Raw genomic sequence first — 22,221 nt, forward strand, 5'->3', positions numbered from 1 at the left:
ATTCTTGAGGGGCGGAAAGGGAGGAGCCTTTCCCGAAAGCTTACCGAGGGAGGTAACACATGAACAAAGTCCTTGGCACCTGCGCTCTTTTGGCCCTGAGCGCGTTTTCGGCGAAGGCAGAGGTGGTGACGCTGGCCTCCACCGTGCCCGACACCGGGATCAACACCGTTTTCGTCGATACGTTCACGCAGGAAATGTCCGAGCGTCTGCCCGATTTCGACATCGAGCCGTTTCTTGACGGGACCTTGGGCGCGGAACGCGAATTGATCGATCTGGTCAAGCTGGGCGAGACGCAGGTTCATATGGGCGTTATTCATTCGGCGCAGTATTACCCGGAACTGGATGCGACGCTGGTCCCCTATCTGTTCCCGGATTATCAGACAATCGTCCGTTTCCTGTCCTCGGAAACCGGGGCGCGGCTGGAGGAGGCGCTGGCCGAACGGGGCAACGCCAAATTCCTCGGGACCTATTATCAGGGCAGCCGGTGGACCACGTCGAACACGCCCTTCACAACGCTGGAGGAGTTGCAGGGCATCAAGGTCCGTTTGCCGGAAATCCCGCTCTGGATCGACATCTGGTCGGGGCTTGGGGTCGTGACGACGCCCATGCCGTCGCCCGAGGTGTTTTCGGGGTTGCAGACCGGGGTCATCGACGCCCAGGAAAACATGCTCAGCAACATCTGGGGGCGGCGGCTGTTCGAGGTGCAGGATTACCTGATCGATACCCAGCACCAGCAAAGCTATGTCACGGTGATGGCCAATCTCGACTTCTGGGAGGGGTTGGAGCCCGATCAGCAAGCCGCCCTTCAGGCCTCGGTCGATGCGGCCAGTGCCGCGGCATATGACGCGGCCATCGCCGAAAACGAGACGTTGGAGCGCGACATTCTCGCATCCGGGGTCGAATTGATCGAACCGTCCCCCGAATTCCGCGAAAAGGCCCTGCCCATCGTCGAGAAGGTCGCGCGCGCGACCTTGGCCGAGGGCATCTACGAGGCCGCGCAGGCGGTCATCGGCGCGCAGCCATGAGACGCGCGCAGGATTGGATCGCGGCGGCGGCCGAGGTCGTCGCCAGCCTGTGCTTTGGATTGTTCCTTCTGGCGATCCTGGCGCAGGTCGCCTACCGCTATCTTGGGGTCAACCTGATCTTCAGCGAGGAGCTGGCCCGCCTGCTCAACGTCTATGTCGTTTTTGTGGGCGTGATCGTCGTGACCCGGTCGGACGGCCATATCCGCATCGATCTGGTCGAACGCGCGCTGGCGCATCGGCCTGCGCTGTGCCGGGCCATGACCATCGTGCAGCGGGCGCTCAGCCTTGCGTTTCTGCTGCTGGTGGCCTGGGGGGCGTGGCATCTGATGCAGGGCGGCTGGTCCAGCCGGCTGTCGACGATGCAATACCTCAGCCAGGGGCACATCTACCTTGCGCCCTGTCTGGGGGCCAGCCTGTCGGCGCTGCTGATGGCGCTGCGCCTGATCGAGGAATGCGCGGGCATCGCCGCCCTGCGGGGGGCCGCGTCATGATCTTCGGTCTTGCATCCATGGGCGTTCTGGTCGCCCTTCTTCTGTTCGGACTGGCCGCGAGCTTCGCCTTGGGTCTTGCCAGCGTCATCTATTTCATCGTCACCCGGGGCTTTGACGGCATCCCCGCCGAGATCATCGCGCAGCGTCTGGTGGCGGGGGTCGACAGCTTCACGTTGCTCTCGATCCCCCTGTTCATCTTCGTCGGGCACCTGATGAACGAAAGCGGGGCGACGACGCGGTTGTTCGGGTTCGCCAACACGATGGTCGGCCATGTTCGCGGCGGGCTGGCGCATGTCAACATCGTGGCCAGCATGTTGTTCGCGGGCATGTCGGGGTCCGGCACCGCCGACGCCGCAGGCCTTGGCGCGCTGGAAATCCGGGCCATGCGCGAGGCGGGCTATGACGACAGGACGACCATTGGCGTCACGGCCTCGTCGGCGTTGATCGGGCCGATCATCCCGCCCAGCATTCCGGCCATCCTCTATGCCGTTCTGGCGCAGGTCAGTGCGGCGGACATGCTGCTGGCCGGGCTGATCCCCGGTTTGATGATGGCGGCGGCCCTGATGCTGCTGGCATCGTGGTATGCCCGGCGGCGCAATCTGCCGAAGGCGCACTTTCCGGGGTTTGCCCGGATGCTTGGCGCGTTCCGGTCGGCCTTCGCCACGCTGCTGACGCCGGTGATCCTGATGGGCGGCATCATGACCGGCCTGTTCACCGCGACCGAGGCGGCGGCCGTCGCCGCCTTGTGGGCGTTTTTGCTGGCGACCGTCATCTATCGCACATTGGGGTTGCGGGGCGTTTGCGGCGTTCTGCGCAAGGCCACGCGCGACACGGCGGCGGTGATGTTCATCCTGGCCTGTTCGTCCCTGTTCGCCTGGGTGCTGACGCGGGCGCGGGTGCCCGACACGATCGCCGGATGGCTGGCGGACCTGACCGGCAGCCCGGTTCTGGTGATGATCCTGATCATGGCCTTCCTACTGGTGGTCGGATGTTTTCTGGCCGTGTCGGTGGCGATCAACATCCTGACGCCGATCCTTGTGCCGATCGCCGTGGCTTTCGGCTTCGACCCCGTGCATTTCGGGATCATCATGATCATGCTTCTGGTCATCGGCGAGGCGACACCGCCCTTCGGGATGGTGCTGTATGTTCTGACCGGGCTGTCGGGCCGGCCTTTCGAATATGTGGTCGCAGCCTCGTTGCCGTGGTTGATCGCGATCTTCGCCGTCGTCGTGCTGGTCGCGTGCTTTCCGTCCTTGGCCTTGTGGCTGCCGGAGGTTCTGGGCTGACCGGCCCTTGCGGAAGGCGGTGCGTCCCGCCTCCCGCAGTGCCGGAACCGCAGGGTCATCCGGCATCCGTCGCGCGCGTGTGAAATTTTTCAACACATCATCCACTGTTGACAGAATGGATACAATATCGACAGAGTTCGGAAATAAATGCCGATATAAATCGCGATAATGTATTCAAAGGGGAGGAATGTCATGTCGATATCACGTCGCCAAATCCTGGGAACGGCGCTGGCCGCGCCCTTGGTCGCACGGTTCGGGTCCGGGCCCGCATTCGCGCAAGCGGCCTATCCCGTCCGACGGCTGACGCTGGTGGTGCCCTTCGATGCCGGCGGGTCGGCGGACCGTCTGGCGCGCGCCATCGCGCAGTTTCTGCCGGCCCATCTGGGGGGCACGCCGGTCACCGTGGTCAACCGCGCGGGCGGATCGGGGGCGCTTGGGCACAGCTGGTTCATCCGTCAGCCGGACGATGGATCCACGGCCCTCGTCTCGCCGGTCAACCCGTATCTGATCTCCAACGTGCTGCGCGGGCAAGGGGGGCTGAACTGGGACGATTTCCACCATATCAATGGCCAGTGGCAGGACTATTACGCGGTGTTCGTGAACAACGCGCAGCCCTACCAGACCATGCAGGAGCTGTTGGTCGACATCCGCGACAACCCCGGCAAGGTCAGCTGCGCGATCATTCCGGGCGACGGGGGGCATATCTCGGCGCTCATCCTTCTGGATACAATGGGGATCCCGCGTGAGAACGTGAACTGGATCACCTATGACGGCGGCGGGCCTATGCGCACGGCCGTGGCGGGCAATCAGGTGACGTTCTCGGTCACGGCGGCGCTTGGCAGCAACGTCATCGCGGATCAGGTCCGCGCGCTTGCGGTCTATCGCCAGGAGGCGGACCCCGCCCGCTGGGACGCACCGGCAATCAACGAGGCGCTGGCCCCCATGAATGTGGAGGTGCCGGTGATCGCCGCCGATCTGCGCTGCCTGTCGGTGCATTCAAGCCTGCGGCAAAGCCATCCCGAGATCTACGAGCAGCTTGTCACCGCCTATCGCGCGATGCTGGAAAGCGATGAGTTCCAGGCCTTTGCGGCAAAGGGCGAGATTGGGGCGGACTGGCTGGGGCCCGAGCAGACGGCGCAGGCGCTGCAGGAGAGCTACGACATCTTCGCCAAATACATTCCGCAGATGTAACCTTGCCGAAAGGTCACGCCATGAACATGACAGCGAACCGGGCCGGCCATTTCGGTCTGCTCGCCCTCGTCGCGGCCTTCGTGCTGTGGTTCACCGCCTCGGCATGGCGGGCGGACCCGACGCTGGTGAACATGATCCTGATCGGGCCGGTCGCGGCGCTGGCCCTGTGTCTGGTGGCCGCGATCGCCGCAGGCCTGCTGATGCACCCCGCGCGCGACGCGTCCCACCCCGAAGGGGGGCCGGGCGATGGCAGCCTGCGCAGCCGCTTCGGCGTGGCGATCGGCTGCGTGGCCTTCCTTCTCTATGTGCTGGCGCTGGAGCCGTTGGGCTATGATGCGGCGGGCATGGCGTTCTGCGCGGGAACGATGATCCTGATGGGGCAGCGCAACTGGATCGCCATCGGCGTCTATGCCGTGCTGACGGGCCTCGTGCCGGTCTGGATCCTGCAGGGCCCGATGGGAATGCCCGTCCCCACGATGTTTCTGGAGTAGGCGCGATGTTGGACTTCGCCGCGATCCTTGATGCGTTTTCCTTGCTGATGTCCTCCCCCGCGGCCTGGGTCGTGGTGCCGCTGGGGCTGATCATCGGGCTGGTGTTCGGCGCGGTGCCGGGGCTGTCGGTGCCGATCGCGATGGCGGTCTTCCTGCCGATGACCCTCTACATGGATTTTCTGAATTCGATTCTGTTCCTGACGGCGATCTTCACCGGGGGCGGGTTCGGCGGGTCCATCCCGGCCATCCTGATGAACGTGCCCGGCACGTCGGCCTCCATCGCGACCTGCTTCGACGGCTATCCCATGGCCCGTCGGGGGGAGCACAACCGTGCGCTTGGCCTTGCGCTGGCGGCCTCCACGGTCGGGACGGCCATCGGATATGTCCTGCTGTTCGTCATTCTTGAGCCGATCTCGGGGTTCGTGCTGCGGCTGGGGCCGCCCGAACTGTTCCTGATCGCCGTCGTCGGCCTTTTGCTGATCGGGCTGATGGCCGAGGGGTATTTCTGGCGGGCCGTGGTCGGCGGTTCCATCGGGGTTCTGCTGGCCCTGATCGGCATGAGCTCGGCCGGGATCGAGCGGGGGACGTTCGGGTCGATCTATCTTCTGGACGGGATCGACACGAACGCCGCCATCATCGGGATCTTCGCGGCCTCGGAACTGTTCCGGCTGGTCAAGCAGGACTATCTGGTCGATGCCCGCGAAAAGCGCCATGTCTCGCTGCGCGAGATCGCGTCCGGCTTTGCCGACATACGTCACAACCTGCGCACGCTTTGGCGCGGCTCCGTGCTGGGGGCGGGGCTGGGGGTGGTTCCCGGCATCGGATCCTCCATCGCCAACCTCGTCTCCTATACCATCGCGCAGCGCGTCTCGAGCGAGCCGGAGACCTTCGGCAAAGGCAACCCGAACGGCGTCGTCGCCGCCGAATCCGCCAATTCCTCCTCGGAAGGCGGATCCATGGTCGGACTTCTGGCCTTGGGCATTCCGTCCAGCGCCGCGACCGCGATCATGCTGTCCGCGTTTTCGATGCACAACGTGACGGGGGGGCCGCGGTTCATCAGCGACCAGAAGGACATCGTCTATGCTATCATCGCGGGCAACCTGATCCAGGCCGTGCTGCTGGCGATGATCGGCATCTTCTTCATCCGGCTGGTCGTCTATATCGTCCGCGTTCCCCTGGCCTATCTGCTGCCCCCCATCGTGATCTGCACCGCCCTGGGCAGCTATGCCCTGTCCTCCAGCATGTCGGGGCCGATCACGCTTGTCGTGTTCGCGATCCTGGGCGTGGTGCTGAAACGCTATGGGTATTCCGTCGTCGCCGTCGTGATCGGCCTGCTTCTTGGGCTGATGATGGAAGGCAATCTGGTCCGGACCTGGCAGTTGGGCGGCGGCGGTCTGACCCCCATCGCGACGCGGCCGATCTCGCTGGTGCTGCTTGTTGTCATCATCGCCACCGTGGCGATGGCAATCACCGTCATGGCGCGGCGCAGATCGCGCTGACGCTCATCCATTTTCATCGTTGAGGAGAAACGAACATGGCCGATCCCCGTTTGAAACAGGCAATTGCTGCCAAGGACTTCGTCGTCGCCCCGGGCGTGTTCGACCTGATTTCGGCCCTCATGGCCGACCGGATGGACGCCAAGGCCCTGTATGTGACCGGATACGGCACGGTGGCGTCCTATCTTGGCATTCCCGATGCGGGCATCGCCACCTATCGCGACATGCTGGAACGCATCGCCCAGATCTGCAAGCGCACCGAAAAGCCGGTCATCGCCGACGCCGATACCGGGTATGGCGGCCTGTTGAACGTGCGCACCACCGTCGAGGGGTATGAGGCCGCCGGCGTCACCGCGATCCAGATCGAGGATCAGGAATTTCCCAAGAAGTGCGGGCATACGCCGTTCCGCCGCGTCATTCCGATGGCCGACATGCAGCGCAAGATCGAAGTTGCGGCCCGCACGCGAAAATCCGACGACTTCCTGATCATCGCCCGGACCGACAGCCGCACCGGCCTGGGCATCGACGAGGCCATTCGCCGCGGCCAAGGCTATGCCGAAGCGGGGGCCGACGTGATCTTCATCGAATCCCCCGAAAGCGAGGAGGAGATGATCGCGGTCTCGGACGCGATCAAGGCGCCGCTTTTCGCCAATATGGTCAATGGCGGGCGCACGCCGCTTCTGTCGGCCGACCGGCTGAGCGCCATGGGCTATTCCATCGCCATCCATCCGGCCATCGGGTTCCTTGCGGTCACGCGGGCGCTGGAAAAGGCGTATGGCGACCTTCTGGCGAACGGCATCACCAGCGACGACATCGACCTTTATTCCTTTGCCGAGATGAACAAGCTTCTGGGCTTCGAAGATGTCTGGGCCTTCGAGAAGGAATGGGTCGAGACGGCCTGATCACGAAAGGGGAATGCCCATGCCAGCCACCGGCACCGGTCGCACGTTGTATCACAAGATCTGGGACAGTCATGTCGTGCGCGAACGCGAAGACGGCTCCACATTGCTTTATGTCGACAGGCACCTGCTGCACGAAGTGTCCACGCCGCAATCCTTCGTGGCGCTGGACCGACGCGGGATCGGGCCGCACCGTCCGGCCGCGAACCTTGCGGTGCCGGATCATGCGGTGCCGACGCGCCATCGGAACCGCCCGATCGCCGATCTGCAGGCGCGTGCCCAGACGGCGCGGCTGGAGGAGAACGTGGCACGGCACGGCATCCCCTATATTCCGCTGGGGGACCGGCGCCAGGGCATCGTTCATGTCATGGGCCCCGAACAGGGCTTTACGCTGCCCGGCATCACGCTGGCCTGCGGGGACAGCCACACCTCCACCCATGGGGCGTTCGGGGCGCTGGCCTTCGGCGTCGGGGCGTCGGAATGCGGGATCGTGATGGCCGCGCAGGCGCTGGCCCAACGCCGGGCCGGAACGATGGCCGTCCGGGTGGAGGGCGATCTGCCCTTGGGCGTCACCGCCAAGGATCTGGCGCTGGCCTTGATCGCGCGGATCGGGGCGAACGGCGCGGCGGGCCATGCGATCGAATATCTGGGCCGCGCCATCCGCGACATGACGATGGAATCGCGCATGACCCTGTGCAACATGGCGATCGAGGCCGGGGCCCGTGTCGCATTGATCGCCCCGGATGAGACCACCTTCGCGTGGCTGAAGGGCCGCCCCATGGCCCCGAAAGGCGCGATGTGGGATCGGGCCGTGGATTACTGGCGCACCTTGCCCAGCGACCCGGAGGCCCGGTTCGACAAGGAGGTTGTGCTGAACGCCGCATCGGTCGCCCCCCATGTGACCTGGGGCACCTCGCCCGAAGACGCCATTGCCATCGACGCGATCATTCCCGATCCGGCGGCGATGCCGGATGCGCATCGGCGCGCGCGCGTGCAGCGGGCCTTGGACTATATGGGCCTGAAGGCGGGTGCCCCCATTGCCGGCACGCCCGTGGACGCCGTCTTCATCGGGTCCTGCACGAATGGCCGCCTGTCCGATCTGCGCGCGGCGGCGGATGTGGTGCGGGGGCGCAAGGTGGCGCCCTCCGTCCGGGCGATGGTGGTCCCCGGATCGGGATTGGTCAAGCAGGCGGCCGAGGCCGAGGGGATCGACCGCGTGTTCACCCAAGCGGGCTTTGAATGGCGCGATGCCGGCTGTTCCATGTGCGTGGCGATGAACGACGACCGGCTGGAGCCGGGGCAGCGCTGCGCCTCCACCTCGAACCGCAATTTCGAAGGACGGCAGGGGCGCGAGGGGCGCACCCATCTCATGTCGCCCGCCATGGCCGCCGCCGCCGCCATCACGGGGGGGCTGACCGATATCCGCACGATGGGGCCCGCATCATGAGCACGCCGCTGATCACCCTGACGTCGCGGGCCATCTGCCTGATGGATCCCAACATCGACACCGATATCATCTTTCCCGCGCGCTTTCTTTTGAAGATCGACCGCGACGGGATGGACGACTGCCTGTTTCGCGACCGCCGGTTCGACGCCACGGGGCGGATGGTGCCGGACCACCCCTTCAACGATCCCGATCTGCGCGAGGCCCAGGTGCTGATCGCCGGGCCGGGCTTCGGCTGCGGTTCCTCGCGCGAACAGGCGGTCTGGGCATTGGTGGATTGGGGGATCCGTGTGGTGATCGCCCCGGATTTCGGCGACATCTTCGCCGGCAACGCGCGCAAGAACGGGTTGCTGCTGGTGACGTTGCCCGAGGCGGCGTGTGAGGATCTGGCCCGGCAGGCGCAGGCGGGGGGCGTTTTCGCGCTGGACTTGCCCGAACGGTCCCTGTCGCTGTCGGGGAAAGAGGTCGCGCGGTTGGATCTGAGCGCGTCCGCCCTGCAGGCCTTCCTGGAAGGCTGGGACGAGATCGACGTGATCCTGAACCGCGAGATGCCCGCCGTGCGCGCGTTCGAAGCCAGCCACCGCGCCGCGCAACCCTGGCTTTATGCGGGAGAGGGATGACGCAGCGCCGGGTCCCGTGGGCCTGGCCTGTGCAATGGGTCTGGATTACGCCTACGCGACCCCGGCAGCGATGCGGGGATTGACCTGACCGGACCCCGCCCTGCCGCGATTTGTCGGGCAGGGCGGCCGGATCACGGTCGGCGCGGACGTTTCAGGGACACCCCGTCAAGAAACAGGTGAACGCGCTCGGGCTCCGCCGTCAGGGCAAGGGTTTGCCGGCGGTGATTCCGGTGCGTCCCCGGAAGTTTCGCGACAATCCCGCTCTCTCCATTTTCGGGCGCGAAATAGAGCAGGGTGACCTCTCCCAAAGCCTCGGTATAGTCCACATGGCCGGAATAAAGGGCGGGACCATCGGTCAGGGTGAAATCCTCGGGCCGCACGCCGACATTCACCTTGGCCCCCAGATGCCGGTCGTCCGTGGGGATCGCGGCGCGCGCCGTGCCGCCGGTATCGAGCGCGACCACCGTCTCCGTGCCGGTCTGGGTGATCGTGCCCGACATGAGGTTCATGGAAGGGGAGCCGATGAACCGGGCCACGAACTCGTTCTCGGGGGCGTCATAGAGGTCCAGCGGGGTGCCGACCTGGCTGATGCCCTTGCCGGCCAGAACCACGATGCGGTCGGCCAGCGTCATCGCCTCCACCTGATCGTGGGTCACATAGATCATCGTCGCGTCGGGCATACGCTCTTTCAACTGGGCGATCTCGATCCGTGTGGCGACCCGCAGGGCCGCGTCGAGGTTCGAGAGCGGTTCGTCGAAAAGATAGACCTTGGGATCGCGGACGATGGCGCGACCGATGGCCACGCGCTGCCGCTGGCCGCCCGAAAGCGCCTTGGGCAGCCGGTCGAGATACGGGGTGAGTTGCAGGGTTTCGGCCGCCTTCGCCACCTTGGCGTCGGCGTCCACCCGGGGAACCTTCGCGATGTCCAGCGCAAAGCCCATATTCTCGCGCACGGTCATGTGCGGATAAAGGGCGTAGGACTGGAACACCATCGCAATGCCCCGTTGCGCGGGGGGCGTGTCATTCACCACGGACCCGTCGATCTCCAGCGTCCCGCCGGAGATTTTCTCCAACCCCGCGATCATGCGCAGCAGGGTGGATTTTCCGCAGCCGGACGGCCCGACGAAGACGACAAGTTCGCCCTGACGGATATCGAGGTCGATGTTCTTGAGGACCTCCGTCCCGCCATATGACTTGGAGATGTCGGTCAGTTTGACATTCGCCATGGTTATCCTCCCTTTACCGAACCGGCAAGAAGGCCGCGAACGAAGTATTTCTGAAGTGAAAAGAACACGACAAGCGGCACGATCATCGAGATGAAGGCCGCGGCGGTCAGCAATTCCCAGTTGTTGCCGCGCGACCCGAGAAGCTCCACGATCCGACCCGTCATCACCATCTGCGTGTCGGATGTCCCAAGAAAGACCTTGGCCACGAGAAGATCGTTCCACGTCCACAGGAACTGGAAGATGCCGAACGCCGCAAGGGCGGGGAGGGACAGGGGCAGGATGATCTTGCGGAAGATCTCGAAATCCGTGGCCCCGTCCACCCGCGCGCTTTCAATCACCTCTCGGGGCAGGCCGACCATGTAATTTCGCAGAAGATAGATCGCCAAGGGCAGGCCGAACCCGGTATGCGCAAGCCAGGCGCCGATATATCCGCGCCCGAGGCCGATCCCGTTGTGCAGTTGCAAAAGCGGGATCAGCGACAGTTGCAGGGGCACGACCAGAAGCCCCACCACCGCCGACACCAGAAGCGCCCGCCCCGGAAAGGTCATCCAGGCCAGCGCATAGGCGGCATAGGCCGCAACGAGGATCGGGATCACCGTCGCCGGGATCGACACGGTCAGGGTGTTGAGAAAGGATTGCCCCATGCCTTCCGCCGACAGGACGGTGCCGTAGTTGCCGGTGGTGAAATCCGGCGGCTCGGTGGAGGTGACGAACACCCGTATCCCGCGGGGCGGGGCATCGGTGGCGGTTTCGCCGGCCACCACATCGGGCGCGTCGAAGGGCAAGGTCTGGGTCAGGCGGTATGTGCCGTCGGCATTCACCGCTAGGGTGCCGCCGTCCTGGCGCTCCGCCGTCTCCCCCGCGGGAAACGCGGATGGGGCCATCGGCGATATGCCGAAGGCGACCACCTCGCCCGCAGCGTCGCCGAAGACGTTGCCCTCCAGCACATAGGTTCCATCCGCCTGGATGGCGGTATTCGGCGGTCCGGTCCGTGCGGCCCAGCTTTCCTGCTGCGGGGTGAGGGATGTCCACCAGCCGGACGTCTGGATCTGCTGCGCATCGCGGAACGAGGAGACCAGAAGCCCGACGGTGGGAATGGTCCACAAAAGCACCAGCACGAAAACCGCGATGTTCAGCGCCCAGGTCAGATGGCCGCGTTTGCCTGCGATGTTGTCCATCCTAGTCCCTTTCCCGATGCGCATTGCGGATGTTCCAGATCATGATCGGCAGGACGGCAATCATGATGACGATGGCGATGGTCGCCCCGCGATTGAAATCACCCGCGCGGAAGGACCAGTCATACATCATGTTCGCCAGAACCTGCGTTCCCCATTGCCCGTTGGTGATGGCAAAGACGATGTCGAAGATCTTGAGCACCATGATCGTGATGGTGGTCCAGACGACGGCGATGGTGCCTTTGATCTGCGGCACTTGCACCCGCCAGAACACCTGCCACGGGTTCGCGCCGTCCAGAATGGCGGCTTCGATCGTTTCATCGGGAATGCCGCGCAGCGCGGCCGACAGAAGGACCATGGCAAAACCGGCCTGCATCCACACCATGATCATCATCAGCAGGAACGTGTTCAAAAGCGGAATGGTCAGCCAGGCATGAGGCGCGAATCCAAGCGTGGTGACGAAGGCGTTCAGAAGGCCGATCTGGGCCAATCCTTCGGCGCGGAATTCATAGATGAATTTCCAGATCACCGCCGCGCCGACGAAACTGATCGCCATCGGCATGAAGATGAGGGATTTGGCGATCGCGCCCCATTTGATGTTGTCGGTCAGCTGGGCGGCGATCAACCCGATCAAGGTCGCCATGCTGGGCACGAAGATCAACCACAGGACGTTGTTGATCAGGCTTTCGCGGAATTTCGGATCCTGAACAAGCCAGACGAAATTCTCGATCCCCACGAAAACGCCCCCCTGCGACAGCGCCAGCCAGACCGAGGCGAAGACGGGATAGACGAGATAGACGCCCAGAAACAGGATGGCCGGGGCCAGAAACAGCCAGGGGCGGATGCGGCCGGACCGGCGCAGGTTGGCGCTGGCCGACGCGCCCCGTGGTGGAAAAACGCGATCCAGCGCCATGTTCGACAGCCAGAAATAGGCAAGGCACCCGGCGACCCCGACAAGGATGGTCAGGCCTGCAAAAAGGATCTGGTTCATTCCGCCTCTCCCTCCGTATCAAGCCCGCCGGTTCGGGCCAGGCTGACCCAGGTGCGTTCGATCATGTTGGCCGCATCCTCGGCGCTGTCGCCGGCCACGAAATCGATCATGCCGGTCCAGAACGCCGCCGCCCCGATGGCGCCCGGCATCAGGTCGGACGCGTCGAAGCGGAACGTGTCGGCGTTGACCAGAATCTCGCCCATGCCGCGCAGGGTGGGATCGCCATAGGCATCGAGATTGGCGGTGGTGAGGGGGGAGAGGAGGCCCGTCTGCGCCATCCACACCTCATGCGCGATGGGGGTGCGCAGGAAGTGCACGAATGCCTGCGCCGTCGGCGTGTCGCGCGTGATGGCAAAGGTGGTTCCGGCCCCCAGAACCGGGCGCCCCAGGTCGGGGTGGCTGGCATAGGGGGGCATGTAGAAGAAATCGACATCGCTGCCGAATTCGGTATCCGGTGGAAAGAAGGATCCGATGAAGGACGCCTGATGCATCAGGAAGCAGCGTGGGGGGATGGAGAAAAGGCCGGTCGGGCTGTCGCGGTGGTCGATCCAGCCCACGCCGCCCGCACCGCCGTCCACGAAGGCGTCGGTCTTGGCGAACCATCCGAACTCCTCGATCGCCTCGACGACACGGGGATCGTCGAAGGGGATCTCATGCGCGACCCACTGGTCATAGACCTCGGGCGGATGAAGGCGCAGCATCAGGTCTTCGACCCAATCCGTGGCGGGCCAGCCGGTGGTGGCCCCCGCGCCAAGGCCGATGCACCACGGCACACCCCCATCCGACACGATCCGTTCGGTCAGGGATTTCAGGTCCTCCATGGTTCCGGGCACCTCGTATCCCATGGCGGCAAAGTTTTCGGGCGAATAGAAGACGAGGGATTTGACGTCGATCTTGTAGGGCATTCCGAAGACCGCCTCCCGCCCGTCGGGGCCGGGAAAGGTCACAAGATCGACCCAGCTTTCCCCGGCGGCGTAATTCGCGCGCAGCCAGTCGCCCGTATCGTCGGGAAGGGGGGCGAGACGTCCCTGCGCCGCCATCCCCCGCGCCAGACCCGGCTGGGGGAAGACCGCGATGTCCGGGGGGGATCCGGCGGAGGTGTCGATGACGATCTGCTGTTCGAAACTGTCCGAACCGGAGTAGTTCACGCGCGCGCCTGTGGCCGCTTCGAAATATTCGAACATGCGCCGGAACGTGACCTCATCCTCCGCCGTCCACGGGCCGGAAATTGTCACGCTCTGTCCGCTCAGATCATGATCGGCGGCGAAGGTGTCGAAGCTTTCCCAGGTAAAGCGCGCATCCTCGCCCGGAGGAAACAGCAGGTCCTGTGCGCCGGCCGTTCCGGCCACAAATGTAAGCGCGCCGACAAGTAGCGGATGTCGTATCACATGCCCCTCCGGTCTTGGGTTCCCCCGTTGACCTAGCCGCAAAGGCGGCGGGATCAAATTATCGCGACCGACGAGGGGTGTCGGACGGGGTGTTTTTGCCCTGTTTGTGTTCGCTTACGGTCGTGATTTCGGCGGTCCTCAGGATGTCGCGCGGGTCAGCGCCGTCCCGCCCCCGAAGGGGCGGCCCGACGATGCCTCGAAGACCCCTCAGTTCATCAAGGCGGGCAGTGTCGTTGACAGGGCGGGGAACAGCGTCAACATGATCAGGGCCACGATCAGGGCATAGAAAAACGGCATGTTCGCCTGGGTTACGGCCCATATGTCGTCCTTGCCGATCTTTGCGGCAACCAGAAGGGCGATGGCCACGGGGGGCGTCACCTGGCCGATCACCACGGTCATCACGATCAGCACGCCGAAATGCACGAGGTCGACATCCATTGCAAGCAAGGAGGGCAAAAGCACGGGCATGATCATCGGGATCAGCGGATCCAGCACCATCCCCGCAATCAGCACCAGCCCCAGCAGGACGAAGATCCGCATCGTCACGCTTTCGAACGGGAAGATCGTGTCGATCCCCAAGGCAAGCGCTGCCGGCACGCCCGCTTGCGACAAGGCCCAGCCGAGGGCCGTGGAAAAGCCCACGACCATCAGCACTTCGCCGGTCAGGATGACGGAATCCACAAGCGCCTGCCGCATCTTGGGCAAGGTGAGCGTGCGATAGACCACCCCCGCCAGCACCAGCGCATAGGCGACGGCGAAGGCCCCGGCTTCGGTCGCGGTGAAGATGCCGAACACAAGTCCGCCAAGGATCATTGCGGGCATTCCCAACGGCAGGATCGCATGTCCCCCCGTTTTTACCACGCGCGACCATTCGAACGAATTCATCGGCTGCCACCCGTTCCGGCGCGCAAGGATGGAGATGGTGACCATCATCACCGCCGCCATCAGCAGACCGGGAACGATCCCCGCCAGAAACAGCGCGCCAAGCGACGTGCCGGTCACCACGGAATACAGGATCATCGGTGAACTGGGCGGGATCAGCACGCCGATGCCCGACGATGTGGCCGTCACCGCCGCCGCGAAGGGACCGGGATATCCATGCGCCTTCATCTTGGGGATCGTGACCGACCCCGTTCCCGCCAGATCGGCGACGGATGTGCCGATCATGCCGCCGAACATGACGCTGGCCGCGACGTCCACATGGGCCAGGCCGCCCCGCATCCAACCAACCAGCGCGCCACCGAAATCGAACAGCTTGTCGGCAATGCCGGTGGCGTTCATGATCCCCCCTGCCAGAATGAACAGCGGCAGGGTGATCAGCAGATAGTCGGCCACGCCCGACAGCACCTGTTGCGGCAAGGCCAGCGCCCACCCGCCCGACACGGCCAGAAACATCAGGACCGAGGCGACCAGCGAGATCACCACCGGCATTCCGATCAGCACAAGCAGGCACAAGACGCCCAAGGTGATGGCAGCAAGTCCGAGCATCACAATTCCTCCGGCGCGATGAGGTCGATGACGAAGGCCAGCGACAAGCCCGCCGCGCAGCCGATGATGCCGCTGATGGGCACCGCTTTGGGCATCCCGATCAGGGGGGAACGGTCGGATCCGAAAATGCCCATGTATTGCCATGCGAACCATGCGAGCGCGGCCATGGTGGCAATGCCGAACAGGTTCTGCGTGATGCGCAGAACCCGCCGACCCCGAGGGCGCAGCCGCGCCGTCCAGATGGAGCAGGCGATCAGCCCGTTGCGCAGGGCGGCCACGGTGATGCCAAGGCCCCCCAGCCACATCAGAAGGGCGGTCACCACTTCTTCCGTCCATGGCAAGGGGCGGGAGAAGAGATATCGCCCGATGGAGTTGCACAACACCAGTGCGACAAGGCCGACCAACAGGACGATCGCCGCCACTTCCACCACCGTCGTGGCGCTTCGACGCAGGGTGCCCTTCGGGGCGGTCGGGCTTGTCACGACGTCAGACATCCGCTTCATACCCCGCGAACAGACGCCCATATCCCGGTTTTGCCCCCTTGGCCCCCGCCAGATGCAGGCAATGCCAGAACGATGCCTGAATGGCCGAGATGACGGGCTTGCCCAGCTCTTTTTCCAAAGCGGCGATCCCCGCCACGCTGCGGAAATTCGTGCACGAGATAAAGATGGCCGTGGCGTCGGGGTGATCGACCGACAGGACGTGATCATAGACCTGCTCGATCGACACCTCAGCCAAGGCATGATCGTCGGTGATATCCAGATGGGCGCCTTTCACCACCTCGTGCCCGTTTTCCGTCAAGAAGCGGATGGCACGGTCGTGGATCGCCCCGACATAAGGCGTCGCCAGCGCAACCTTTCCCGCCCCCACCTGCGCCAGGGCGGCCAGCGTCGCGGTGGAGGCGGTGGTGACTTTCGGCCCAGGCGTCCAGCCTTCGATCTTGCGGATCAGCGCCTTGTCATACGCTGTGCCGTGCAGGAACGACGCGCTTGTGCCGCCGAAGCACAAGACGTCGATCGGGGCGGCGGCGGCGTGGCGGGCGGCGGTTTCCAGTTCCGGCGCATTCATCATTTCCTCGATCCCCTCGACGGTGACCTTGGGCAGACGAATGCGCGCGGTGTGGGTGGACACGCCGGGCGCGGACATGGCCCACATCTCCTCCTCCATCACGACGGAGGAGGCGATGTAGATCAGGCCGATGCGGGCCAGATCGCCCGAACCGTCGGGCATGAAAAGCGGATAGGATCTGGGGGCGATGTTCACTGGATCATGCCCTGCACCGATGTCATGAAGTCGGGCGTCACCACTTTGGCAATTTCGGCCCGCACCGGCTCGGCCGCGGCCTGGAAGGCGGCGATGTCGGGCTCGGTCACGGTGACGCCAGCGGTGCGGAACTCCTCCACAAGCTTGGCGTCGCTTTCGTCCGACAGAATGCGGGTGGTTTCAACACCCGCTTGCGCGGCGGCTTTCACCTGCGTTTTCATATCCTCGCTCAGCGCGTCGAACGCGGCGCCGTTCATCACCAGCGTGATCGGGGTGTAGATGTGATTGGTCAGCGAGATGAAGGGCTGCGCCTCGTGCAACGAAAACTCCTTGATGACCGACAGCGGATTTTCCTGTCCATCGATCACGCCCTGACGCAGGCCCATGTAAACCTCGCCCAAGGGCAAGTTCGTCGGGATCGCGCCCAAGGTGGTGAAGGCCATCATGCGCGTTGGGCTGGACGGAGTGCGCAATTTCAGACCGGACAGGTCGGCGGGGGTCACGACCTCGCGCTTGGAATTGCTGATGACGCGCACGCCCAATTCGCCGAAGGCCAGAACCTCGAGGTTGGCGTTTTCGCGCAGGGAGGCGGCCATGACCTGACCGAATTCCCCGTCCAGTGCGGCGCGCGCCTGTTCCTTGCTGGCAAACAGGAAGGGGGTGTCGAACACCGAAAAATGGCTGTCCAGTGCTGCCACCCCGTCCGATCCCATCGGAATCACATCCACCGCGCCCGCGCGGATCAGTTCGGCCAGCGCATTTTCGTCGCCCAGCGATCCGCCATCGTTGAACTGGATCGCCACCGCGTCGCCCGCGCTGGCCTGAAGCCTGTCCCGGAAGGTGGAGAGCATGACGTGGGTGGGGTCGCCGCTGGTCGTCTCGACGGCCAATCGCATACGCGTATCGGCCACCGCCGCCGCCGTCATGAACAAGGTGGCAAAGGCCGACATCCCGAGTGCCGCTGCAACGTGTTTCAATGGAACCTCCTGCTGATTTTGATCCATGATCGGCATCCGAAGCGCCGGTCGGCAACAGGAATTCGCGTATAAAACAGCGGCATTGGCTTGATATTAAGGCCAATATTTCAGCGACTTGTGAAAAACGGAAACGAGAAAACCGGCCCCTATGCCAAGGATAATGTGCGCCTATCCAAGGCAAGGGTCATGCGAATCTTCGCAATGCGAAGGCTGGGCCTATAACGCGAAGGTTCCGTTGTGGAATGCCGCGCGGACGTGGTCTGAAAACACCTTTACCGCTGGTCGCATATCGCTGTGGGACGTGTGAAGAAGCATCGTCCGGACCGGCGGCAAACTGTCCTGCAGCGGGACCATCGCCACTTGGCTGCCGTCATAGGCGACCGATCCCAAGGGCAGGACGTTATGGATGGAAAACCCCCGACCATTTCCGACAAGGCCCCGCACCAGTTCCGGCGAACGGCTGCGAAAGCCGATATTCGGGCGCAGACCGCATGACGTGAAAAGGCCGAAGAAGTAATCCCGCGAATGGGGCAGGTCCAACAGGATGAAAGGCTCGTCCGTCAGGTCGGCCAGGCGCACCGACAGGTCTGCCGCCCGCGGATGATCCGGCGACAACAGGGCATGGGGCGGTAAAACGTTCAACGGATGCGCATGAACAACAGGAGGCAGGGCGAAGTCATAGGCCAGCGCGACCTCGATCCCGCCATCGTCCAGCCCCGCCAGAAGTTCCGTATGATCGCCTTCGACCAGCCGCACCGTGATTTCTGGGAAGGCCTTGGTAAAACTGCCGATGATCCGTGGCATATACCGCATGGCGAGGGTAGGAAAACTGCCCACCACGATTTCTCCACGCAGCGGATGGCCAAGGTTCTGCACCGTATCGGCGAACTCGCCCGTCTGTTCGAGAAGCTGGCGGGCGGCATCGACCAGACGTTGGCCCGGCACCGACAGGGTCATTCCCCGCGCATGATGACGCACGAAGATCTGCACCCCCAGATCCCGTTCCGCCTGCGCCAATGCCGAGGATATGGAGGGCTGGGAAACGGACAGACGTCGCGCAGCCTCGGTCACACTGCCGTAGTTTGCGGTTTCCACGATGTATCGGAGGGTGCGAAATGAGACCGGCAGATCGTGCATGGCGATGTCCAGAGGTGGCATTGACTTCAACGAAGGCGCAAATGCGGTTCAGCGCAAGGCAGAATTGTCGTAACGACAGAACGTGGTGCCGACCATTTGGCAGTGACCGCCCTTGGGCGACCCGTACCGCGCGATCATCCTCCGGCGCTATGATGGCAACGCCGTCAGGTGACACTGCCCGCTCGGCAACGTGACGCCGCTCGCAGCGGGCCGGACGTTTGCTCTTCCTGATGGCTCTTTTGGCGCGCGCCTTTGGAAACCACCCGCTCACTACCAATTTCAAAAACGGGAGACTCTGATCATGATCGAGGGACCCCGGGCGCAAGGCAACCGCCCCCGACACCCGACGGTCTGAAGGCGCACGTAAGCGCAGCTTTAGGTGGGCAGTTGTCCCTCACGCGGGCTTTTTGATGAAATTCCACGCGATAAGGCGATGCCCGTTTTCCGGCACGATACGTGATCATCAATCTGAAATCTTACCAGTTAACATGCGTGTCAGGCCAGTTAGGATAAAATGAGCCAATTTTCGGGCGCATGATCGAAATTGATCGCCATCTATGTTTGACAAGTTTACAACGCTTACTTACCGTCAGGGTTGGAGAGGCCTCATGACGCGGGGCTTGGGGAGGTAGGGTCATGCGAAACAAGGTTCGCGGGCAGAGCGATGTGATCATTGGCGCGGGGCTTCTGGCTCTTTGCGCGTTCATGGCGTGGCGCACATCGCTGATGCGCCCGGTCGGCGCGAGCAGCGGGGCGGGGCCCACCCTGATTCCGTGGATCATGATCGGCGGAATTGCTCTTTTGTCCATCTGGCTCATTATTCGGGCTTTGCGGGGCGGCCCCCGGACGGGAGATAAGGAGTCTGCGCAGGGCCTGTCTTATGGCACGATAGCCCGGCTGAGTTGTCTGGCCGTTTTGCTTGTCGGCTATGCGATAGCATTCACGGCGATCGGATATCTCGCCTCTACCCTCCTCATATTTGTCGCCGCGCTGGCGCTCTTTGGCGAGCGCAGGCCCCTCGTTCTGCTGCTGGTGCCCGGCATCGTGACAGGGGCGATCTATTGGGGGTTCACGCAGCTTTTGAATGTCTGGCTGCCCTGACAATTTCACTGATTGGAGGAAAACATGAAAATCACTGCCGCACTGGCTGCGACGGCGGCCTCGTTTCTGGCGACGGCTGCACTCGCGCAGTATCCTGAACGCCCGATCCAGATTATCGTGCCGTATTCGGCGGGCGGTGGGACAGACCTATCCGTTCGCCTGCTGGCCGAAAGCCTGACAAGACACCTGCCGAATGCACGCGTCGTGGTTCGCAACCAACCGGGCGGCGGCGGATCGATCGGCACGTCGGCGGCCATTCATGCCCGTCCGGATGGCTATACGCTGGGAACCGGCGCGCAAGGGCCCATCTCATTGTTGCCGCATATGGGTGGGACGGATTATCAGCTTGACGAAGTCGGGTTCGTTGCCCTGTTCGGACGCAACTTGCAGGTGCTGGTCGGGTGCGCAAACGCGCCATTCCAAGACTTCGACAGCTTCATGGAATACGCCCGCGACACGCCGGTGCAGGTTGGAAACTCGGGGGCAGGGGGTGCCAGCCACATCTCGGCCGAGGCATTCGCCAAGGTTGCGAATGTGAAGATCGAAAGTGTTCCCTACCCGGGCGCTGCCGATGCGCGCACCGCCTGCATCGGGGGGCATATCGACGCGATGGTTGCCTCTCCTGCGGAGGCTCTGGCCGCATCGGAGGCGGGGCAGATGACGCCGATCTTCGTGATGGAGGACGAACGTATCGATCTTTTCCCCGACACGCCCACGGCCGTGGAAAAAGGTGTCGATTTCACCTGGTCGTCCTGGAAGGGCATCATTGCCCCTCAAGGCCTTCCTGAAGACGTCCAGGCGACGCTTCAGCAGGCGCTTGCCGCTGCGGTGGAAGACGAAGAATTCCTGAAGGCAATGGATGATCTGGGTGAGTTCGTCACCTTCGAGGATTCGGAAGGCTATCGCGCCAGGGCCGAGGCGGACAGCGAGATCGCACGTCAGACGATTGACGATCTTGGCCTCACAGGCATGAACAACTGACCTTGAAACCCACCGTATGCCCGTCCTCCAGGGGCGGGCATCGTGCTTTGCGGGACGCTCATGGACATTCTCTCCTATCTCCTACCCCTGTTCGATCTGGAGGTGCTGTGGGTCATTGCCCTTGGCACGCTTGGGGGGTTGATCATCGGCGCCCTGCCGGGTTTGACCGCGACGATGGGCGTCGCGCTGCTTATTCCCCTGACCTTCGGGATGCAGCCCGTGATGGGCCTGAACATGCTGATCGGCATCTATATCGGCGGCATCTACGGGGGGTGCATTTCGGCGATCCTGCTTCGGACGCCCGGCACACCATCATCGGCGGCGACCGTTCTGGACGGCTATCCGATGGCGCTGAAGGGCGAGGCGGGTCGCGCGCTTGGCATGGCCACGATCGCGTCAACCATCGGGGGGCTGTTCGCGGCTGTCGTGCTGGCGACGCTTGCGCCGCAGCTTGCGGGCGTGGCGCTGCGCTTCGGCGCGGCCGAGTATTTCGCGCTCGCGCTGTTCGGTCTGACGATCATCGCCTCTCTTTCCGGTGACATTCTCAAGGGCGTCATTTCGGGATTGCTCGGCATCCTGATCGCGTGCTTTGGGGCCGATCCGATCACGGGCGGACTTCGTTACACGTTCGGACTGTCGGGGTTCGCCTCGGGGTTCGCGTTCACACCCGCTCTGATCGGCCTGTTCGCGCTTTCCGAGGTTTTCACCCAGCTCGAACGGCTTGGCCGCGACGAGAAAGTCACACTCAAGGTCGCGGGGCGCTGGCCAACCCGCGCCGATATGCGCGACAGCCGGGGCGCGCTGATCCGCGGCTCGATCATCGGGACGATCATCGGCATCATTCCCGGCACCGGATCGGGGACCGCCTCCTGGATCGCCTATAACGAAGCCAAACGCTCCTCCAAAACGCCTGAAAAGTTCGGCACGGGCTACCCGCCCGGCCTTGCGGCCACCGAAAGCGCCAACAACGCCGTCTGCGCGGCGGCGCTCATTCCGCTACTGGCACTTGGGATTCCGGGCGACGTCGTCACGGCAGTGCTGATGGGCGGGTTGATGATCCAGGGGTTGGCGCCGGGGCCGATGCTTTACGTCACCAATCCCGACGTGGTGGTCGGCATTTTCGGCGGCACGTTCATCGCCACGATCTTCATGTTCATCTTCGGCATGGCACTGATCCCGGTATTCTCACGCATTCTGATGATCCCCAAGCACATCCTTGCGGTGACCATCGTGGTGTTCTGTTTCATCGGGTCGTATTCGATCAACCTGAATCCGGTCGATCTTTATACGATGGTCGGCTTTGGCGTGTTGGGCTGGGGAATGCAGAAATTCGGCTTCAGTCAGCCGGCACTTTGCATCGCGCTGATTCTCGGCCCCATGATGGAAGCAAACCTTCGCCGCGGCCTGTTGCAGACGCATAACGATCTGGGGGCGTTCCTGTCCGGGCCGATCACGCTGGTCTTTCTCGGGCTGGCGGCGCTGTCGCTGTTCCTTCCGCTGCTTGCGCAGGCAAAGGCACGCCGCAACCAACCCCAACTCAAATGAAAACTG

General features: G+C 63.7%; 21 protein-coding genes. 12 read left to right on the forward strand and 9 right to left on the reverse strand.

From position 1 onward, the window contains the following. Positions 1-59: 59 nt before the first annotated feature. The 9 genes from MU449_RS14380 (at position 60) to leuD (ending at position 8,943) form a co-directional block, all read left to right on the forward strand. Positions 60-1,025: a TRAP transporter substrate-binding protein gene (locus tag MU449_RS14380; RefSeq protein ID WP_244739324.1), complete on the forward strand. Its 966-nt coding sequence runs from the start codon at positions 60-62 to the stop codon at positions 1,023-1,025. Continuing rightward, positions 1,022-1,516, forward strand: a complete 495-nt coding sequence (locus MU449_RS14385; RefSeq protein WP_244739325.1) for a TRAP transporter small permease — start codon at positions 1,022-1,024, stop codon at positions 1,514-1,516. The genes MU449_RS14380 and MU449_RS14385 overlap by 4 nt, the downstream gene beginning before the upstream one ends. Then, entirely contained in the window at positions 1,513-2,802 is a 1,290-nt protein-coding gene (locus MU449_RS14390) for a TRAP transporter large permease (protein WP_244739326.1), read from the forward strand. Before MU449_RS14385 ends, MU449_RS14390 begins: the two co-directional genes overlap by 4 nt. A gap of 192 nt (positions 2,803-2,994) precedes the next feature. Next, a complete protein-coding gene (locus MU449_RS14395; RefSeq protein ID WP_244739327.1) occupies positions 2,995-3,993 on the forward strand; it encodes a Bug family tripartite tricarboxylate transporter substrate binding protein in 999 nt (332 codons plus the stop codon). Positions 3,994-4,013: 20 nt separating this feature from the next. Next, a complete protein-coding gene (locus tag MU449_RS14400) occupies positions 4,014-4,484 on the forward strand; it encodes a tripartite tricarboxylate transporter TctB family protein (protein WP_244739328.1) in 471 nt (156 codons plus the stop codon). 5 nt (positions 4,485-4,489) lie between these two features. After that, complete coding sequence (locus MU449_RS14405; RefSeq protein ID WP_244739329.1) at positions 4,490-5,983, forward strand: tripartite tricarboxylate transporter permease; 1,494 nt, start codon at positions 4,490-4,492, stop codon at positions 5,981-5,983. A gap of 35 nt (positions 5,984-6,018) precedes the next feature. Next, the gene (locus tag MU449_RS14410; protein WP_244739331.1) at positions 6,019-6,882 is read left to right on the forward strand and encodes an isocitrate lyase/PEP mutase family protein; all 864 of its coding nucleotides are present in this window, start codon (positions 6,019-6,021) and stop codon (positions 6,880-6,882) included. Between the two features lie 13 nt (positions 6,883-6,895). Beyond that, entirely contained in the window at positions 6,896-8,326 is a 1,431-nt protein-coding gene (gene leuC / locus MU449_RS14415) for a 3-isopropylmalate dehydratase large subunit (protein ID WP_425310690.1), read from the forward strand. After that, positions 8,323-8,943, forward strand: coding sequence for a 3-isopropylmalate dehydratase small subunit (gene leuD / locus MU449_RS14420; RefSeq protein WP_244739335.1), 621 nt, complete (start codon positions 8,323-8,325; stop codon positions 8,941-8,943). The genes leuC and leuD overlap by 4 nt, the downstream gene beginning before the upstream one ends. A gap of 131 nt (positions 8,944-9,074) precedes the next feature. On the opposite strand, the gene MU449_RS14425 is transcribed toward leuD, so the two are convergent. The 9 genes from MU449_RS14425 to MU449_RS14465 form a co-directional block, all read right to left on the reverse strand. Next, on the reverse strand, positions 9,075-10,169 hold the full coding sequence (locus MU449_RS14425; protein WP_244739336.1) for an ABC transporter ATP-binding protein: 1,095 nt from the start codon (positions 10,167-10,169) through the stop codon (positions 9,075-9,077). 2 nt (positions 10,170-10,171) lie between these two features. Continuing rightward, positions 10,172-11,347 (reverse strand): carbohydrate ABC transporter permease, encoded by a 1,176-nt coding sequence (locus MU449_RS14430; RefSeq protein ID WP_244739337.1) that lies wholly within the window; start codon positions 11,345-11,347, stop codon positions 10,172-10,174. Position 11,348: 1 nt separating this feature from the next. Further along, positions 11,349-12,335 (reverse strand): carbohydrate ABC transporter permease, encoded by a 987-nt coding sequence (locus MU449_RS14435; RefSeq protein ID WP_244739338.1) that lies wholly within the window; start codon positions 12,333-12,335, stop codon positions 11,349-11,351. Further along, positions 12,332-13,720, reverse strand: a complete 1,389-nt coding sequence (locus MU449_RS14440; RefSeq protein ID WP_425310714.1) for an ABC transporter substrate-binding protein — start codon at positions 13,718-13,720, stop codon at positions 12,332-12,334. Before MU449_RS14440 ends, MU449_RS14435 begins: the two co-directional genes overlap by 4 nt. Before the next feature lie 210 nt (positions 13,721-13,930). Continuing rightward, positions 13,931-15,211 (reverse strand): TRAP transporter large permease, encoded by a 1,281-nt coding sequence (locus tag MU449_RS14445; RefSeq protein WP_244739340.1) that lies wholly within the window; start codon positions 15,209-15,211, stop codon positions 13,931-13,933. Beyond that, the gene (locus MU449_RS14450; RefSeq protein ID WP_244739341.1) at positions 15,211-15,705 is read right to left on the reverse strand and encodes a TRAP transporter small permease; all 495 of its coding nucleotides are present in this window, start codon (positions 15,703-15,705) and stop codon (positions 15,211-15,213) included. Before MU449_RS14450 ends, MU449_RS14445 begins: the two co-directional genes overlap by 1 nt. Further along, positions 15,698-16,474 carry a maleate cis-trans isomerase family protein gene (locus tag MU449_RS14455; RefSeq protein WP_244739343.1) on the reverse strand — a complete coding sequence of 259 codons (777 nt, stop codon included), beginning with the start codon at positions 16,472-16,474 and terminating at the stop codon, positions 15,698-15,700. Before MU449_RS14455 ends, MU449_RS14450 begins: the two co-directional genes overlap by 8 nt. After that, on the reverse strand, positions 16,471-17,451 hold the full coding sequence (locus MU449_RS14460) for a TRAP transporter substrate-binding protein (RefSeq protein WP_244739344.1): 981 nt from the start codon (positions 17,449-17,451) through the stop codon (positions 16,471-16,473). The genes MU449_RS14455 and MU449_RS14460 overlap by 4 nt, the downstream gene beginning before the upstream one ends. Before the next feature lie 216 nt (positions 17,452-17,667). Beyond that, complete coding sequence (locus MU449_RS14465) at positions 17,668-18,609, reverse strand: LysR family transcriptional regulator (protein WP_244739345.1); 942 nt, start codon at positions 18,607-18,609, stop codon at positions 17,668-17,670. Between the two features lie 615 nt (positions 18,610-19,224). Here MU449_RS14465 and MU449_RS14470 point away from each other — a divergent pair. The 3 genes from MU449_RS14470 to MU449_RS14480 are packed head-to-tail and all read left to right on the forward strand — an operon-like array spanning position 19,225 to position 22,215. Beyond that, positions 19,225-19,689, forward strand: a complete 465-nt coding sequence (locus tag MU449_RS14470) for a tripartite tricarboxylate transporter TctB family protein (protein WP_244739346.1) — start codon at positions 19,225-19,227, stop codon at positions 19,687-19,689. Positions 19,690-19,713: 24 nt separating this feature from the next. Next, positions 19,714-20,670: a Bug family tripartite tricarboxylate transporter substrate binding protein gene (locus MU449_RS14475; protein ID WP_244739347.1), complete on the forward strand. Its 957-nt coding sequence runs from the start codon at positions 19,714-19,716 to the stop codon at positions 20,668-20,670. Positions 20,671-20,730: 60 nt separating this feature from the next. Further along, positions 20,731-22,215 (forward strand): tripartite tricarboxylate transporter permease, encoded by a 1,485-nt coding sequence (locus MU449_RS14480; RefSeq protein ID WP_244739348.1) that lies wholly within the window; start codon positions 20,731-20,733, stop codon positions 22,213-22,215. Positions 22,216-22,221: the final 6 nt, after the last annotated feature.

The organism is Falsirhodobacter halotolerans (genome assembly GCF_022899245.1).
GTDB classification, from domain to species: domain Bacteria; phylum Pseudomonadota; class Alphaproteobacteria; order Rhodobacterales; family Rhodobacteraceae; genus Falsirhodobacter; species Falsirhodobacter halotolerans.

What these genes read in the sequence shown, in the direction of transcription:
- MU449_RS14380 (WP_244739324.1), top strand. Translation starts at nt 60, where the DNA reads ATGAACAAAGTCCTTGGCACCTGCGCTCTTTTGGCCCTGAGCGCGTTT.
- MU449_RS14385 (WP_244739325.1), top strand. Translation starts at nt 1,022, where the DNA reads ATGAGACGCGCGCAGGATTGGATCGCGGCGGCGGCCGAGGTCGTCGCC.
- MU449_RS14390 (WP_244739326.1), top strand. Translation starts at nt 1,513, where the DNA reads ATGATCTTCGGTCTTGCATCCATGGGCGTTCTGGTCGCCCTTCTTCTG.
- MU449_RS14395 (WP_244739327.1), top strand. Translation starts at nt 2,995, where the DNA reads ATGTCGATATCACGTCGCCAAATCCTGGGAACGGCGCTGGCCGCGCCC.
- MU449_RS14400 (WP_244739328.1), top strand. Translation starts at nt 4,014, where the DNA reads ATGAACATGACAGCGAACCGGGCCGGCCATTTCGGTCTGCTCGCCCTC.
- MU449_RS14405 (WP_244739329.1), top strand. Translation starts at nt 4,490, where the DNA reads ATGTTGGACTTCGCCGCGATCCTTGATGCGTTTTCCTTGCTGATGTCC.
- MU449_RS14410 (WP_244739331.1), top strand. Translation starts at nt 6,019, where the DNA reads ATGGCCGATCCCCGTTTGAAACAGGCAATTGCTGCCAAGGACTTCGTC.
- leuC (WP_425310690.1), top strand. Translation starts at nt 6,896, where the DNA reads ATGCCCATGCCAGCCACCGGCACCGGTCGCACGTTGTATCACAAGATC.
- leuD (WP_244739335.1), top strand. Translation starts at nt 8,323, where the DNA reads ATGAGCACGCCGCTGATCACCCTGACGTCGCGGGCCATCTGCCTGATG.
- MU449_RS14425 (WP_244739336.1), bottom strand. Translation starts at nt 10,169, where the DNA reads ATGGCGAATGTCAAACTGACCGACATCTCCAAGTCATATGGCGGGACG.
- MU449_RS14430 (WP_244739337.1), bottom strand. Translation starts at nt 11,347, where the DNA reads ATGGACAACATCGCAGGCAAACGCGGCCATCTGACCTGGGCGCTGAAC.
- MU449_RS14435 (WP_244739338.1), bottom strand. Translation starts at nt 12,335, where the DNA reads ATGAACCAGATCCTTTTTGCAGGCCTGACCATCCTTGTCGGGGTCGCC.
- MU449_RS14445 (WP_244739340.1), bottom strand. Translation starts at nt 15,211, where the DNA reads ATGCTCGGACTTGCTGCCATCACCTTGGGCGTCTTGTGCCTGCTTGTG.
- MU449_RS14450 (WP_244739341.1), bottom strand. Translation starts at nt 15,705, where the DNA reads ATGTCTGACGTCGTGACAAGCCCGACCGCCCCGAAGGGCACCCTGCGT.
- MU449_RS14465 (WP_244739345.1), bottom strand. Translation starts at nt 18,609, where the DNA reads ATGCCACCTCTGGACATCGCCATGCACGATCTGCCGGTCTCATTTCGC.
- MU449_RS14470 (WP_244739346.1), top strand. Translation starts at nt 19,225, where the DNA reads ATGCGAAACAAGGTTCGCGGGCAGAGCGATGTGATCATTGGCGCGGGG.
- MU449_RS14475 (WP_244739347.1), top strand. Translation starts at nt 19,714, where the DNA reads ATGAAAATCACTGCCGCACTGGCTGCGACGGCGGCCTCGTTTCTGGCG.
- MU449_RS14480 (WP_244739348.1), top strand. Translation starts at nt 20,731, where the DNA reads ATGGACATTCTCTCCTATCTCCTACCCCTGTTCGATCTGGAGGTGCTG.